21 protein-coding genes are annotated in these 14,325 nt (G+C 51.9%); all 21 read right to left on the bottom strand.

The features are described from left to right. Nucleotides 1-81: 81 nt before the first annotated feature. On the bottom strand, nucleotides 82-1,488 hold the full coding sequence (locus tag BM091_RS07795) for a sugar transferase (RefSeq protein ID WP_093394775.1): 1,407 nt from the start codon (nucleotides 1,486-1,488) through the stop codon (nucleotides 82-84). Nucleotides 1,489-2,155: 667 nt separating this feature from the next. Further along, a complete protein-coding gene (locus tag BM091_RS07790; protein ID WP_245735308.1) occupies nucleotides 2,156-2,494 on the bottom strand; it encodes a type II toxin-antitoxin system death-on-curing family toxin in 339 nt (112 codons plus the stop codon). Nucleotides 2,495-2,621: 127 nt separating this feature from the next. Then, nucleotides 2,622-2,714 carry a ribbon-helix-helix domain-containing protein gene (locus BM091_RS07785; RefSeq protein WP_093394773.1) on the bottom strand — a complete coding sequence of 31 codons (93 nt, stop codon included), beginning with the start codon at nucleotides 2,712-2,714 and terminating at the stop codon, nucleotides 2,622-2,624. Nucleotides 2,715-3,129: 415 nt separating this feature from the next. Beyond that, complete coding sequence (locus BM091_RS14555; RefSeq protein ID WP_425443308.1) at nucleotides 3,130-3,327, bottom strand: type II toxin-antitoxin system RelE family toxin; 198 nt, start codon at nucleotides 3,325-3,327, stop codon at nucleotides 3,130-3,132. 55 nt (nucleotides 3,328-3,382) lie between these two features. Continuing rightward, complete coding sequence (locus tag BM091_RS07775) at nucleotides 3,383-3,574, bottom strand: prevent-host-death family protein (protein WP_093394770.1); 192 nt, start codon at nucleotides 3,572-3,574, stop codon at nucleotides 3,383-3,385. A gap of 170 nt (nucleotides 3,575-3,744) precedes the next feature. After that, on the bottom strand, nucleotides 3,745-4,140 hold the full coding sequence (locus BM091_RS07770) for a type II toxin-antitoxin system death-on-curing family toxin (protein ID WP_177193578.1): 396 nt from the start codon (nucleotides 4,138-4,140) through the stop codon (nucleotides 3,745-3,747). 1 nt (nucleotide 4,141) lies between these two features. Further along, the gene (locus BM091_RS07765; protein WP_093394767.1) at nucleotides 4,142-4,363 is read right to left on the bottom strand and encodes a ribbon-helix-helix domain-containing protein; all 222 of its coding nucleotides are present in this window, start codon (nucleotides 4,361-4,363) and stop codon (nucleotides 4,142-4,144) included. Between the two features lie 320 nt (nucleotides 4,364-4,683). Next, the gene (locus BM091_RS07760) at nucleotides 4,684-4,902 is read right to left on the bottom strand and encodes a type II toxin-antitoxin system HicA family toxin (protein ID WP_093394766.1); all 219 of its coding nucleotides are present in this window, start codon (nucleotides 4,900-4,902) and stop codon (nucleotides 4,684-4,686) included. Then, nucleotides 4,899-5,108 carry a type II toxin-antitoxin system HicB family antitoxin gene (locus tag BM091_RS07755; RefSeq protein ID WP_093394764.1) on the bottom strand — a complete coding sequence of 70 codons (210 nt, stop codon included), beginning with the start codon at nucleotides 5,106-5,108 and terminating at the stop codon, nucleotides 4,899-4,901. Before BM091_RS07755 ends, BM091_RS07760 begins: the two co-directional genes overlap by 4 nt. A 69-nt stretch (nucleotides 5,109-5,177) precedes the next feature. Next, entirely contained in the window at nucleotides 5,178-5,351 is a 174-nt protein-coding gene (locus tag BM091_RS14500; protein WP_218148840.1) for a type II toxin-antitoxin system HicA family toxin, read from the bottom strand. Nucleotides 5,352-5,408: 57 nt separating this feature from the next. Beyond that, on the bottom strand, nucleotides 5,409-5,627 hold the full coding sequence (locus BM091_RS07745; protein ID WP_093394763.1) for a type II toxin-antitoxin system HicB family antitoxin: 219 nt from the start codon (nucleotides 5,625-5,627) through the stop codon (nucleotides 5,409-5,411). Between the two features lie 471 nt (nucleotides 5,628-6,098). After that, a complete protein-coding gene (locus BM091_RS07735; protein ID WP_143083121.1) occupies nucleotides 6,099-6,338 on the bottom strand; it encodes a hypothetical protein in 240 nt (79 codons plus the stop codon). Nucleotides 6,339-6,786: 448 nt separating this feature from the next. Further along, on the bottom strand, nucleotides 6,787-7,455 hold the full coding sequence (locus BM091_RS14495) for an NAD-dependent epimerase/dehydratase family protein (RefSeq protein ID WP_218148839.1): 669 nt from the start codon (nucleotides 7,453-7,455) through the stop codon (nucleotides 6,787-6,789). A 242-nt stretch (nucleotides 7,456-7,697) separates the two neighbouring features. After that, a complete protein-coding gene (locus BM091_RS07725; protein ID WP_093394758.1) occupies nucleotides 7,698-8,156 on the bottom strand; it encodes a ribonuclease toxin HepT-like protein in 459 nt (152 codons plus the stop codon). Next, the gene (locus tag BM091_RS07720) at nucleotides 8,138-8,491 is read right to left on the bottom strand and encodes a nucleotidyltransferase family protein (RefSeq protein WP_093394756.1); all 354 of its coding nucleotides are present in this window, start codon (nucleotides 8,489-8,491) and stop codon (nucleotides 8,138-8,140) included. The genes BM091_RS07725 and BM091_RS07720 overlap by 19 nt, the downstream gene beginning before the upstream one ends. A 156-nt stretch (nucleotides 8,492-8,647) precedes the next feature. Next, nucleotides 8,648-8,803 carry a hypothetical protein gene (locus tag BM091_RS13920; RefSeq protein WP_177193577.1) on the bottom strand — a complete coding sequence of 52 codons (156 nt, stop codon included), beginning with the start codon at nucleotides 8,801-8,803 and terminating at the stop codon, nucleotides 8,648-8,650. Further along, complete coding sequence (locus BM091_RS07715) at nucleotides 8,790-9,044, bottom strand: nucleotidyltransferase family protein (RefSeq protein WP_177193576.1); 255 nt, start codon at nucleotides 9,042-9,044, stop codon at nucleotides 8,790-8,792. The genes BM091_RS13920 and BM091_RS07715 overlap by 14 nt, the downstream gene beginning before the upstream one ends. A gap of 478 nt (nucleotides 9,045-9,522) precedes the next feature. After that, a complete protein-coding gene (locus BM091_RS07710) occupies nucleotides 9,523-10,725 on the bottom strand; it encodes a glycosyltransferase family 4 protein (RefSeq protein WP_093394752.1) in 1,203 nt (400 codons plus the stop codon). A gap of 78 nt (nucleotides 10,726-10,803) precedes the next feature. Continuing rightward, on the bottom strand, nucleotides 10,804-11,790 hold the full coding sequence (locus BM091_RS07705) for an NAD-dependent epimerase/dehydratase family protein (RefSeq protein WP_093394750.1): 987 nt from the start codon (nucleotides 11,788-11,790) through the stop codon (nucleotides 10,804-10,806). Beyond that, nucleotides 11,787-12,731, bottom strand: coding sequence for a sulfotransferase family protein (locus tag BM091_RS07700; protein ID WP_177193575.1), 945 nt, complete (start codon nucleotides 12,729-12,731; stop codon nucleotides 11,787-11,789). Before BM091_RS07700 ends, BM091_RS07705 begins: the two co-directional genes overlap by 4 nt. A gap of 62 nt (nucleotides 12,732-12,793) precedes the next feature. After that, on the bottom strand, nucleotides 12,794-13,999 hold the full coding sequence (locus tag BM091_RS07695; RefSeq protein ID WP_177193574.1) for a glycosyltransferase: 1,206 nt from the start codon (nucleotides 13,997-13,999) through the stop codon (nucleotides 12,794-12,796). Between the last annotated feature and the right edge of the window lie 326 nt (nucleotides 14,000-14,325).

Below are 14,325 nucleotides of genomic sequence, written 5' to 3'. Positions count from 1 at the left end.
TTACATCAAATTATAAACCCGTCAAAAGCAAGAGCTTTCATCAATTTAATGGGAACACCCAGCAAACAAAGCAGGTAAATATTACGCCCTGCCCCTAAAAGCAAGAGTGTCCATAACGGTTTTTACCAATATTACCACATCCAACCATATGGACCAGTGCTTGATGTAATAAAGGTCATACTGGAGTTTGGCCACCGTGTCCTCTTTGGAAGCAGCATATCCGTATTTAACAAGGGCCCATCCTGCCATGCCGGGCTTTACGGCGTGACGAATTCTGTAAAAAGGAATCTCTCGGGCCAGATCCTCAACAAATTCCGGCCTTTCTGGCCTGGGACCGACAACACTCATATCCCCTTTGAGAATATTAATAATCTGAGGAAATTCGTCTATATGAGTCCTTCTTAACAGCCGACCAACCCTGGTCACCCTGGGATCGCCTTTACACGCCCATACCGGCTTGCCCTGTTCTGCATCAGGAACCATCGATCGGAATTTATACACTTTAAAAACCTTCCCACCTCTTCCAACACGCTCCTGGGTGTAAAAGATAGGCCCCGGACAATCAAGGTAAATCGCAACGACAATGATCGGGAATAAAGGCAAAAGCAATAAAAGGCCGAAAGTGGCGAAGAAAACGTCGAAAGCCCGCTTTATAATCTTGTTAAAGGTTCTCGTAAGGGGATGGTTAACCGGCAAGGCAACATACCACTCATTATCAACATGATATATAGCAACTCGCCCTGTAAGTTCTTCATACATCACATTCATGGGAACAATCTCAACACCGAACTCCAGACAATTAATAAGACTCTCAATCACTGTTGCTTCCATGTTACCATTCAAGGCTACAACGAGGGTTGTAATCCTCCGACCGACTATCAGGGACCTTAATTCCCCAAGGTTTCCGATAACGGGATAACCGTCAATCTCCTTTTCGGAACCTTCGTCAAGACTGTCGCAGACAAACCCTACAACATCATATGCTCCCCAGCCGTTCTCTTTTAAAGCCCGAACCACGGTTTTGGCAGAAGCACCGGTCCCTACAATCAAAACCCTTCTCTTAAAAGCCCGTCCGGTAAATAGATAATAAAACAGAATTCGAGACAGAGTCAGACAAGCACAGCAAGATGTAAAAAAAGTAAAAATTATCCATCTTCGGGTGGGAAGAACCGGCGTAATGTATGGAATCAAAAGAAAAAGCCCTATCGTTCCAAGGCAGGCAAAAAAAGCAGAGCGAACAGAGCCAACGAACCTGTGCATTACCCTTGGTTCATAACAATCAAAGGACCAGGACCATACTATCCAAAAAAAGCTTAACAGGACGAACCATTCAGGATGATTAAGAAGATATTTGGTATGTCCTTTATGATAAGGCTTAATCGTAGTGTAGAGGAAGAGAGAAAAATTAACCCCCATTAAATCCATCAAGATTAATATCCACCTTCTCTCGGAAACCGCCAGCGGAAAATGACGCTTCAATCGAACCATAAATCGGCTTATCCTCCCCAGCTGTCCTGGTTCCGGTTATCCCTGAAACAGCATGTAATTTCCTCAGGTCTCCACTCTATACCCCACAATATTGTTCTCCAACAGGCGGTAATAATGTCCCGTTCTTAACAGAATAGCAAGAAATCGTTTAATATATGTTAGCAACACATTAATTGTCCGGTTTTTGTAGCACATAGATTATCCGGTTTTGGGTTGTCGCGATGGCAGTGATGGAGGTCTTTTTTATATGCCCATCGGTATTAGTCCGCGCTGGCTGTGCTTGATAAGGGGGCGCCGAGAATGGGCCCGCCGTGTAGACCGTCGGAGTCCTCCTGCTCTTCCAAATAGGCCAGAAAATCGTTTACCCTGTAAAGTTTTCAGGGGAAAGTCGCTTCAGGCGTCGCCCAATCTCCGCAAGCAATGCGGCTCTCCCTCTCATTACCTACTTCCTTACTCCCTCTTTTCCCCTTTTGGCTATCTTCTTCCCACATTCGTGGGCAGTAATGTTCGTTCTCCATAAATAAAAATTTCACCCTCCGAGCACTTCCCCGTACACGGCCTTGGTCTCGCGGAGCATGCGGTCGAGGGTGAACTCCTGCAGGGCTTTTTCGCGGCCGGCTTGGCAACCATGCCGTACCACAATACGCTAAAGTTTGGGATCTTGGCCCTAGCTTACGAAAATGTTCTTTAAGCCACTTAGCGATCTGCTCGCCCCCAGGCTCTTATCTTCAATGCAAAGCATCAGCTCAACGATCTCGTCAGGCCCTGCTCGGAGCGAATGTCTGTTCTCTTCGACGAAGGTATGCATCGCCTCCCAGGCAGTGCGCTTATTTCCATCTAAAAAGGGTTGGTTGAGGACAAGAGAGTACCCCAGCGCCGCCGCTTTGGTAAAAAGATCCCGATAGAGCCCATTCCCCCAAAGGCGACACGGGGGCGTTGAATCGCCGAGTTTAGCAACTTCCAATCCCGGAATCTGCCTGCTCCACCGGACTTCTCCAGGATGCACTCGTGGATCAGGATCACTTCCCCGGCGGTGAGATACCTCACAGTCCGGCTAAGCGCCGCAGTGCTTCCTCGTCCTCCTCAAGACGCCCGTCAAGCCGTTTCAGGAACTCCAGCCGCTCCCGATCGCTCTACCAATTCTCCAGCAGGAGATCGACCGCCTGGCGCAGGAGCTCTGCCTGGGGGATTTTGGTCTCCTGGGAGAGCTTTTTCAGGGCCTCCATCTGTCGCTCCTACAACTCGGCCGCATAGGTTTTGAGCATCGGTAATCACCACTTAAACCTAAGCACAATCTTTATAACTGGCATCAGCAATTCCGATGCTATAAACCTCTTACTGCAATAGGATTAGTTCTTGGGAGTGCAAAGGCTGCCGGTATTCTCACTTTACGGATTCTCATCATGCTCTCCCACGATTTTTCCGCCCGCTTTACACTTCTCTCGGCACCCCGTGGTACATCCTCTCCCTTTCCCGGAGCATGCGGTCGAGAGAAGACTCGCGCAGCGTTTTTTCCTGCCCTGTCTCACTCATCCTTTTTCGCAACTCAGGGTCGTCCAGGAGCTTCCTGATGGCCTCGGTCAATACCTACGGAGCCTTGGGTGGAACAATGAAGTCGGTGAATAACATGGCACCGAATGTTCACAGAGTTCGGTACACGTCCCGGCGATGGCGAACGTGATAGATAGTCACCACCTTTGTGTGCTCGTCTACCTGATAGATCACCCGATAGTCGCCGACACGTATACGGTAAGTTTGTTCCGCACCCCTAAGCTTGCGACATCCTCGTGGAAAGGGATCGGTCGCTAAAGCTTCCACCTTCTGAATAATACGGGTGATTTGTTTGGAATCTAAGTTGCGCAGTTCTTATTCAGCAGAACGCTTCTATCGGATTTCATAAGAGGCCATCAGCCTTTAATTTCTTCTTGAGTTCGTCAAACGACACGCTGGGCTCATCCCGCCGTTCCGCAACGATGGCCAGATCGTGGAGATCCTCTAAAAGTTCCTCATACTCCTTCAAAGGAAGCACAACAGCGGTTCGCTTCCCCTTTTCGTCGACGATATAACGTTCTTTTCTATGACTCATATTGCCCTCCCAATCAACGTAACAAGGAAATGTCACCGTCCCGAGGACTGCGTGCAAATCCATAATTTCAGCGATTCATCGTACATTTTTTCAGTTTCGCGGATCATGCGATCGAGGGTGAATTCCCGCAGGGCCTTCTCACGGCTGGCTTGGCAACCAAGCCGTACTGTTTAGGATCCCGGCTTCAGTTTACGAGAATGTTCTTCAAGCCACTCGGCGATCTGTTTGACCTCTAGGCTCTTGTCTGCAATGCGGAGCATAAGCTCGACAATCTCTTCAGCTTTCGCCCTCAGCCGCATCCCGTTCTCCCCAAGGAATCGCTTCATCGCCTCCCATGCGGTCCGCCTGTTCCCGTCCGCAAAGGGATGATTAAGGACGAGGGAGTGGCTCAGCACCGCCGCTTTCGTGAAGAGATCCGGATAGAGTTCTTTCCCTCCAAAGGCTGCCCTGGGACGCTGGACTGCGGAGTCCAGGGACTTCCAATCCCTGAGTCCTCCAGCTCCGCCGAACTTCTCCAGAATACGCTCGTGGATGGGGATGACCTCATCGGTGGTGAGATATCTCATCTCATAGTCGGGATAGGCGCTCCATCGCTGAGCGGTCCTCCTCCAGGTCCTCATCCACGCGCTTTAGGAACTCCAGCCGCTCCCGATCGCGCTGCCACTTCTCCAGCAACAGATCGACCGCCTGGCGCAGGAGCTCTGCCGGGGGGATCTTCGTCTCCTGGGAGAGCTTTTTCAGCGCCTCGATCTGGCGCTCCTCCAGTTTGACAGCATAGGTCTTAAGCATGGTAATCACCACCTAGAAACGATTATACCACTGAAACTAACGTTAGCAAATCCACGCTATAAATTATTTGCGACAGTAAGCTCAACCCCTTTTCTGCAAGCGGCAAAGGCCGCTAATGTTACCCTCCCTCATCGTCCTGTTCTTCCCTGATTTTTCCGCCCGCTTCCCAACACTTTCAGTACCTCCTGGTACACTTTCCCCATTTCGCGGAGCATGCGGACGAGGGCAAACTCCAGCAGGGCCACTTTGCGGCCGACTTCATTATTATCAGGGCCTTCCACGCTCAATGGCAAAAAGAAAGGACTCAGGACCGAAGAGCTTCAAAGGAGGTTAAGGAACTCCTCTACGGAAAGCTCAGCATCTCGAATGATCTTGCGTAAAAGCCCACGACCGATTTCCTTGTGCATCGGCACCGTTACCACACGGCCATCCCGATGTTTGAGCCGAACGTGGCTTCCCCGTTGTCTTGTTATCTCAAAACCCGCCTCTTTCAGTGCCCGCAGGACATCCTCAGATGACAAGGGGCGAAGCTTGCTCATTCAATGGAAACCCTCTGAACACCGACGAATTCCGGAGGGGGTTCCTCCCCAACTTCCTCCAAGCACATAAGGATAACCTCTTTTATATTTTCCAGAAGCTCGTCGATGGTTCTCCCTTGGGAATAGCAAGCGCGCAAGCCGGGTACCTCACCTACATAGAACCCGTCCTCGTCTTTTTCTATAACAACATAGAACTCCCTTCTCATGATCTTCCAGCCTCCTTTAAAAATAATACACTCCCAAGCCATCACGTGTCCACATAGCTCGTACTGACTCTATCGACATTTCAACACCTCCCGAAACTGCTCAGGAGTCAGCTCGATATCGCGCAAAATCTCCCGGATAAGGGGCCTGGCCAGATCTCTTCCCGGATGATGTGGAACCGTGGTCGTCCGCCCATCAGGATGGCGATAAAAGACGTGGCTTCCTTTCTGGCGAACCCTCCTCAAACCCTAGCTTTAGGAGCAGCTTTTCCATCGTTTTGGCATCGACGATGGGAACCTTGCTCACTCACCGACCTCGACTTGTTGTAGCCCTACGAAATGGGGCGGAGCTACCCTCAGTTCCGGGTTTTCCTCTAGGCAGAGCTCCAGCACTTCTTTCAAATTCTTCTGTAGTTCATCCAGAGTAGCTCCTTGTGTATGCGCCCCGGGAACTCCGGGCACTATTCCTACATAGAGCCTTGTTTCAGGGTCCCACTCAATATAAGCTACGAAGGTCTTCATCCTCTCCTCCTATTTTGAAGTATATCATCTCCCGCACGGGTAGAAAGAAACCTTCCTGGCCCCGCCCTCCGCGAGGATCCGGGCCAAGGATTCCAAGTCCATTTTGTTTTCGAGCCTGAAAGCCATAATTATAACACAGAATAAATCCTTTTGTTTGCACAGGAAAATGGTCCATTCATGGTCGCCTCGGTTTTGTTTCCCTTGAGGCCTTGCATGCGCTCCCGATTCTTCCGCAATGCAACCACCCCCAAAGGGGCAGCCCCGGTCACCTTCGGTTCCCAGGGACTTCCTCGTAAACCCTTTCGGTTTCGCGCAGCACGCGGTCAGGGTGAATTCCCGCAAGGCCTTCTTGCAGCATGATCGAGGCAGACCGAAAGTGCCTGCACACGAGCCCAGAAAGTTCAACAGGAGATCCAAACCCGAGAAACCCCTCGCTGGCAGGAAGATCTTGACCACCTCGAGGAGCAGACCCTAAAGGAACGCTCCCGGGAGCGCCGCGAGCGTCGCCCTCTTCCCCCTCGAAATGAGGACCCAGCCCAAGAGCACCGCCAAGAGGAAATACCCCACAACGTGAAGGGTGAGCGAACTCACCTTGTGAAAGAGCAATTCTATGGGGCCAGGATAGTTCGCCCCCATAGACATCCGGGCCAAAAGGGCCATGTGGATCAGGAGCAAGGATATCTTTAGCGTCTTTAAGCTTCTTTCCATCACACCCGAAAGACCCCAGCGTTTAACAACCTAATCAAGTCTTAACCGCTCAAAATCTTAGCATAAGCCTCTATTGCTCGAGCTTTTTGAAATCTTTCCTCATAGACTTTCCTGGCTTGTTGTCCCCGATGTATCAGCTCCTGCCGATCCTCAAGTATTCGACGAACAGGATAGGCGCCTATAAGCCCTACAAATGGAGGATTGTGGAAGGTAAGCACGGTATCAAAACGACGCGTCTTAGCTAAGCCCCGTGATTTTCTCCAAGCGTTCAAAAGGAAAAGGACATAACCTTTCAACCGAGTTCGCAAACGTTCGCGACCACGGGCGCCTCCCAGGGACACGCGGTGCACACAGCCCATCTAAGACCTCGTAAGCAGGGGCTTTCGGAGAAATGACTGTATAACTTGGTTGGCCGGCTATAACATGGACTTCAAAGCCGCGTTTAGCCAAACTACCGCAGATCTCGGCAGCCAGCTGCTCGGTGGAAGCAACATCCGGAGCATAATACTGGTTGACAACTAAAAGCTTGTGAACTTTGTTCGAGCCCACGGGCTTGGCGTTGTCGCTGTTCCGGCCGCGCCCCTTGGGGTTTGGTGAGATCGTGCCGCTTGCGCATCTTCTTTCCCGCGATCTTGGCGATGATTGCCACGAGCTCGTTGATCGTGAGCAACCTATCGAAGCCGATGTTCAATGGATGAGGATAATCGGACCGCACAAGTTTGTAAATCTCTTCCAGGCAGTCGTCAATATGAAGGAAGGAGCGCGTTTGGTTGCCGTCACCCCAGATTTCGATCTCATCGCCATCCTTCGCCAAGGCAATCTTCCGACAAAGGGCGGCCGGTGCTTTCTCCTTGCCCCCTTCATAGGTCCCCAGCGGACCGTATACGTTGTGGAAGCGGGCCACCCTGGTTTCCAGGCCGTGGTCCTCGCGATAGTATTGACAGAGCTTCTCCAGGCCGTAGCCCTCCTCGGGCTCCGCCGGCCAGGCGTCCTCCTCCTTGAGGGGCGTAAGATTGGGACTCCTCTGCTTGTATTGTGGACAGACACAGGCCGAGGAAGAGAAGAAGAAACGGCCGGCACCGTTGATCCTACGGGCTTCCAGTATGTTTGTGTTGATCAAGACGTTGTTGCGGATGATGTCTATGTGAATGGCCGTGATCTAGGCTATCCAGCCCATATCCGCGGCCAGGTGGTAGACCTCATCGAACTCACCCGCTCCTGTCACCGACGCTCGCTTTGCCATCGCGTTCCCACTTTCAGTTATTTATGACAGCTCATAAACCCAGAGTGCCCCACAAACGAGCTATGGGAGCCGCCTCATGTCCTTGCTGCTCCAGTTTGAACCTCCTTTGCCTCCCAGCTCTACGGCTGGAGCTGTTCCAGGAAACGCTCGATCTCCCGCCGATAGAGCTCCTTGAGCTTGAGGGCATCTTCCACCACCAGGGCCACCTTCTTGGGATCGAGTTCGTAGGAGTAAGCATGTCTGAAGAAATGCCGGAAGGCCCTCAGCGAATCGAGAAGCCTGTAGCTCTCCTCCGAAAGTAAGGCCGGCCTCACCCCCTCTATGGAGAGCTTCATCCGCCAGAGGAGTTCACTATGGTATCTCGCCCGATCCTCGATCCGGTTCTCGAAGAAGTCGGCGACGATCCTGAACAGATCCTCGAAGGCACAATATAAGTTGTGGAGCTGATAGGCGAGGCTCTCCAACTCAGCCGCGCTTTCACCGCGGCGCCGCTCCTCTATCTTTGCGAAAATCCGCTCAATCTCCTTCCGCTGGGCCTCGACGGAAGCCCTAAGCAGGCTCAGTCGCTCCTCTTCCATCTGATACCTTCCTTAACGACCTTATCCCGCAGCGGATGGCCCTCCAGCTGGAGGATATCCACCTCAGTCCCGAGTTCCCGCGAGAGGAAGGCCATCGCCCGAAAGAAATCCTCATCCCTCAAGCCGATAAAGGCTATATCGACATCGGAATCGGCGAAATATCGATATGGTTTGGTCAGCGAGCCGAAGATATATGCCTCCTCAAAAGGTATCAGGCGAGATAGCCGCTCGAGGGCCTGGAAGACGGCCGTCAACCGCCCCTTCCGTCGCTGCTCCCTCTCCTCCCTCGCCCTGGCGAGGGCACGGTCAAGCAGATAGGGGGAAAAACGGGCCATCCTCTGTTATCCCCTTAAATATTTTCTTTCCTTCCCAGTCTAATGCTAACCTGCGGTCAGAACTTTCGGCAAGGATCGCCCCGGCGACATAACGGGCCCTGTCGCCCCGGTGTGGCCCTCGCGAAGGGCCCGGGCTGCCGGGGCCGCCATGGTCCCTCAGCTCCCGACCGCTTTTACATACACCCTTTCGGTTTCGCGGAGCATACGGTCGAGGTCTTTCAGGGCCCGCTCGATCTCCTCTACAACGCGATCAAGGCCGGAGAGACCACCCTCTATCTCTGCCCAAAGGAGCGCAAGTTCACTTCGCTTCATAAAGCGAAACTCCTTCCTTCTCTATACGCTTGCACAGCGGCCCTTTGGCCTTATCAAGATCGATCAAGTCGACATCCTTCCCTGTGGACAAGAGCAATTTCCCAAGGGCTTCGAAGAACCGTTCAGGAGGCAGACCCTCACATGCGAGGTCCACATCCGACCCGGGCCTCTCCTCCCCTCTAGCTACAGAGCCAAACAACAAAACCTTTTTGGCCCCGCACTCCACGAGGATCCGGGCCAAGATTCTCCATCATGGTCGCATCAGTTTTGTTTCCCTTGAGGTCTTGCATGCGCCCCCGGTCCTTCCACCCCCAAAGGGGCAGCCCTGGTTACCTTCGGTTCCTAAGGACTTCCTCGTAAACCCTTGCAGTCTCACGGAGCACCTGATCAAAGATACTCTCGACGCCTTTTAGCTGCTGGCCCGCCAAGTTCGAGGCTACCCCACAAAAGTCGAAAATCGGGATTGCTCCGAATAGTCCTCATCGACTCACCAAATGACATCTACTGGATATCGCGAAAATTGTGGGTCGCTTGACAAAACCGACAGCTCTTCCAGCCTGGCCTGAGCGATCAGTAGCCGATCAAAGGAGTCGCTATGAAACTTCGGAAGGCTGTAAACATGAAGGGCATGCTCATTTGAACCGGAAGCACCTTAATTGCGTTGATCTGAAAAATCATGTTATTCATCTCTTGATGGCTCGAACAAATCTTGGATGCTTTCAAGAAAAAAGCTCAATGTATGATCCTATAATCTTGCTTCGAGAAAATCTTTCTTCATAGACCCTTCGAGCTTTCTGGCTTTTAACCCCAATCTCGTTTCGGTCTTCAAACATCCTCCGTACCAAGTCAACTAACTGCTCTGTATTTGTTACGTTCCAGCCACACCCGTCCCTTTCAACTATTTTAGCTACTTCAGCCTTTGGAGACATGAAGGCAATAATAGGTTTACCCGCAGACAAGAAGGTAAAAGTTCTTGAAGGGAAAGCCAGGTTCTCCAATCCAGGTTCTAACACGACGAAACAAGCATCGGCCATGGCAACAAGGCGGACAAAACGATTTTCCGGCTGAAAGGGTAGAAAGATGACATTATGCAGGTTCTCCTGCCTAACCCGAGTCCTCAACTGCTCACGTTTGACACCATCACCAAGGAAAACAAAACGGACGGGCAAATTCCGTAGAAGCTTTGCAGCATTTATCAGCGGCTCTAAGGGATGCATAACCCCCATGTTGCCAGCGTAAAGAAGAACCAGTTCTTGATCACCTATCTCTAATTCATGGCGGATAAGCGAATCCGCCCCCACCGGTGACAATTCAGGCCGTCCCCATAACGGAATGATCTTTATTTTAGAAGAGGGAACGCCCTTTTGGAGAAGAGTCTGCTTCATTCCCTCTCCCAATACTACAATTGCATCGGCCTGTCCAAAAATACATTGGTTTTGCTTTTCCCATAGTTTGACTAAAATCCTGGGGAGTTTCCATCCTGTAGCAAGCAAAATATCGGGATGAATATCATAGAGAATATAAACAAAGCGACACCCTTGCTTTCGAGCCAGATATGCACCAAGCACAGGAACCAACGGGGGGTTATGGAAGGTAACAACGTATTCGGGGTGCATTTCATCAGCTAAACGCCGAGCAAGAAAAAACCCCTTAAGTAAAAATTGCAGATATCCCGATAACCTAATATGAAGTTTCTCGCGCCCTCGGGGACCTAGCAGTGGAACGCGGTGTATATGTACCCCATTACGGAATTCAAAGCTGGGAGCCTGGGGTGAAGATGAGGTATAGCTTGGCTGCGCCGTGACAACAAGTATTTCAAACCCATTCCTCGCCATCTCCTCGCAAAGCTCGGCTGCAATCTGGCCCGTAGAAGCCAAATCAGGGGCATAATACTGATTCAAGACCATTAAACGAACACCCATGAAAACCTCTTGTCATCAGAAAACACCGAGTCTAACAACCTGTCATCCTTCACCGGCATGCTATTGTCATGAGAATCGTCACAATAGCCCCTTGTCCAGAGCAATTTTAACCTGTTCCTCAACCCATCTGTAGGTTATCTCGAGCCCATATCTTAAAGGCATTGAAGGTTTCCACCCCAGCTTTTTGTAAATCAGCCTGTTATCAGAATTCCTGCCTTTGACTCCTACAGGTCCGGGAATGTGCAGGATTTTCAAACGAACGCCCGCGATATCCATAATCATATGCGCAAGCTGATCAATAGTTACCATCTCCTCAGAGCCAATATTTACAGGGCCAGTCCAGTCAGAACGCATTAGACGCAATGTGCCTTCTAGGCATTCATCAACATACAAGAAACTCCTTGTCTGCTTTCCATCTCCCCAAACTTCTATGGAATCCAGACCCTTCAACTTAGCCACCGCCACCTTTCGGCACAGTGCAGCAGGCGCTTTCTCTCGCCCATCATTCCAGGATCCCTCAGGCCCGAAAATATTATGATAACGGGCAATCCTGACCTCCATCCCATAATTTCTGTGGAAGGCCAGATAGAGCCGTTCACTAAAAAGCTTTTCCCATCCATACTCACTATCGGGCAAGGCTGGATAGGCACTGTCTTCAGCGCAAAGAGGATTCTCGGGATCCTCTTGGTTGTATTTAGGATAAATGCATGCCGAAGAAGAATAAAAAATTCTTTTTACATTGCGACGATAACATGCTTCCAGAACATTAAGGTTTATGAGAGCAGAGTTATGCATAATGTTTGCATCATTTTCCCCGGTAAAAACATATCCGGCGCCGCCCATATCCGCAGCGAACTGATAAACTTCGTCAAATTTTTGATCCACGACCTGCTTGCACAGATATGAATCTCTTAAATCTCCAAGCACAAAGTCATCCGCTTCAACATCGCAAAATTCAGGATACTTTAAATCAACACCTCTCACCCAGAAACCCTCTTTTTTCAATCTCCTAACCATGTGATGGCCTATAAAACCACCGGCTCCTAGAACCAATGCTTTTTTCACAGTTTGTCCTCCCCTTTATTAGGGTTACTATAGTGAAATCTTAGTGCAATTGTTCCGCAATATTTTTCGATGCTTTGAATTTGCTTCCCTGTAGCTTTTTCCATGTAATGTAACGCCCGCCTGGAATTTAATGGGTACCACCTATCCTGGAATCTTGAACCAAAAGGAACCTTATGGTGAGGGGCCGGGAGCATATCTTTACGAAACTCAAGCTCCACGTGCTCGCAGATCCTGCGGAGGGTACCTTCGGGCTCTCTCAGGAGGTCCTCAAAGCGCACTATCAGCATATCATCTGCTTTATCCTCCAGGGCACAGTGAATAGAGTTAGCCCAGTGCTGGGCACAGATTTCCAAGCGCTCCTGAAAAGAAAGCTTCCCCTTCAGCCGCTCCATGTCCTGGGCCTTCCCCAGCGCCGCCCGGTAGCAGGCCGCGTAGGGGTTGTTGACCACCAGCACAAACCTGGGGTTGTATTCCTTCAGAAGCTCCCGGATGAGGGAGACGCGCACCGTGTAGACTTGGCTTTTGTCGATGAACCTGGCTCTACGACCGGGGGCGTAACGCCTCAAGCAATAGCGGACCACCCGCTCCAGCCCTCTCTTGATTTCGGGCGTTGCGTCCTTCGCCGTCTTGCGATAGTAGGGCAGAAGCTCTTCGCAGGCGTAGGTCCAGCTACGCGGGGGATTGTAGAGGGGGTGCTCGGCTGCCGGGACCTTGTAGCGGGTGCCGGTAAGTTCCGGCGGCAAGATCGGCCCGAAGACCGTGTGCATCTCGTCGGCCCCCGACCAGTACCGATGGTTCCCCGTCACGGAGACCACCTCGGGATGGCGCCGGAGCATCCGGGAGAGGAGCGTCAGGCCGCCGCCCTGGACTCCGAGCAGGAAGATGGGACGGTCAATGGCCACATCCCTGAAGCGGCCCCAGTAGATCCGAGGATCCAGCATCCAATTGTTTCGCTTCCACAAATACCAAGGGAGGTTCAGGGCTTCTTTTATATCCATTCCCATCAAGCTATCACGAGTTGTTCTAGCCATACAATCGCGCTTTCCATAATGCTCCGCCAGCTATATTTTTGCTCCACAAGCTGACGGGCTTGAGTTGCCATGTGTTTCTGGAATTCCTCGTCTTGAAGCAGTGTGACCACCCGCTGGGCAAATTTTTCTCCATCCTCTTCCACGAAGAGGTGCTTTCCCGGCACGGCCTCGATCCCCTGGCAGCCCACCGGGGTAGCCACCACCGGGACCCCTAAGGCCATAGCTTCCAACACTTTCAACTTCGTCCCCCCGCCGTAGCGGAACGGGGCCACGGCCACCTTCGCCTTTGCATAGTAGGGCCGCACGTCCTCCACCCGCCCGGTCACCCTCACCCCCGGGAGCGCCTCCAGCGCCCGCACCTTGGGCGTAGGATCTCGCCCCACGATCCAGAACTCCGCGTCGGGAACGGCTTCTCGCACCTTTGGAAAGATCCGCCGGGCGAACCACTCTACCGCGTCCTCGTTCATCAGCGCGTCCATCGCCCCGCAGAAGATCACCCGGTTGGCCCGCGGCTCCTCCCTCGACGGCCGAAGGCTCCCGGTGTCCACGCCGTTGGGCACCACCCAGACTTCCGTGGAAAGATTCGGGAGCCTCAAGCGGGTGAATTCCGCATCCTCTCTGGAGACGCTCAACACCACATCGACCCATCGCAGAACTTCATCTTGGAACTGGCGGAGCTTCCACAAATTCTGGAGGGCGAAGAGCCGGACCCAAGGAGGGCCTTCTCGGGCATAGGTGGCCCAGAAGCGCTCGTCGGCGTTGTGCTGGTCAAGGACTAGGATGAAGCCCTTTTCTTTTAGCTCTTCTAAGGGGAGATAGGCCAGTGTCTCCAAAAAGTGGACCCAGACCACATCCCATCTTTTTCCCCTAAGGGTTTCTGCCACGCGCCGCCTGAACCCCGGGCTCTCGAACTTGGCCACCCTGTAAGGTTTGGTGGAGAAGAACGCCCGCAAAGCGGCCCGCAAGCGGGTTCTGTGCTCAACCGGGACGACGTGCAGTTCAGCACAATAGGGCTCAAGAGCTTTCAGATCGGTCTCCCCATAGGGCTCATGTGCCAGGCTTAGGAGTGTCACTTCGTGTTCGGCCCGGGCCAGCTCCCGCAGGACATAGTAGATCCGAATCTTACTTCCCATGTTTAGGGGCCAAGGGAGGGTTGGGGAAAGCACCAAAATATCCATCGGCTTCACCCTTCCAAAGGTCCAAAATGGCACACCTTGGAGTCCGGATAGGGACATGAAGCCTCATAGACCCAAATGCCAAAAATGTCGAGAACTTCCTGCACTCGAGCCATTTCGTTTTTGCTTACCTTCCGTATCCACTTGTCAATCAAAGCTCTAGGTCCTTCTTTGTGAATTAGGTGTCTTGACTGCCGCGTGGTTGTTCGTGAAGGTTTAGTTACAACCCTCCACATCTTGTCTGGATTGGGCAAATCAAAACGGCTGCAAATCAGTTCGGAAATCTCTTTCGGACGTACAACGAGCTCCTCATAGGTCACTGTCAACCA

The organism is Thermodesulforhabdus norvegica, assembly GCF_900114975.1.
GTDB classification, from domain to species: domain Bacteria; phylum Desulfobacterota; class Syntrophobacteria; order Syntrophobacterales; family Thermodesulforhabdaceae; genus Thermodesulforhabdus; species Thermodesulforhabdus norvegica.
Note: the sequence above shows the minus strand (reverse complement) of the source record. Positions and strands in the feature narration are given on the sequence as shown.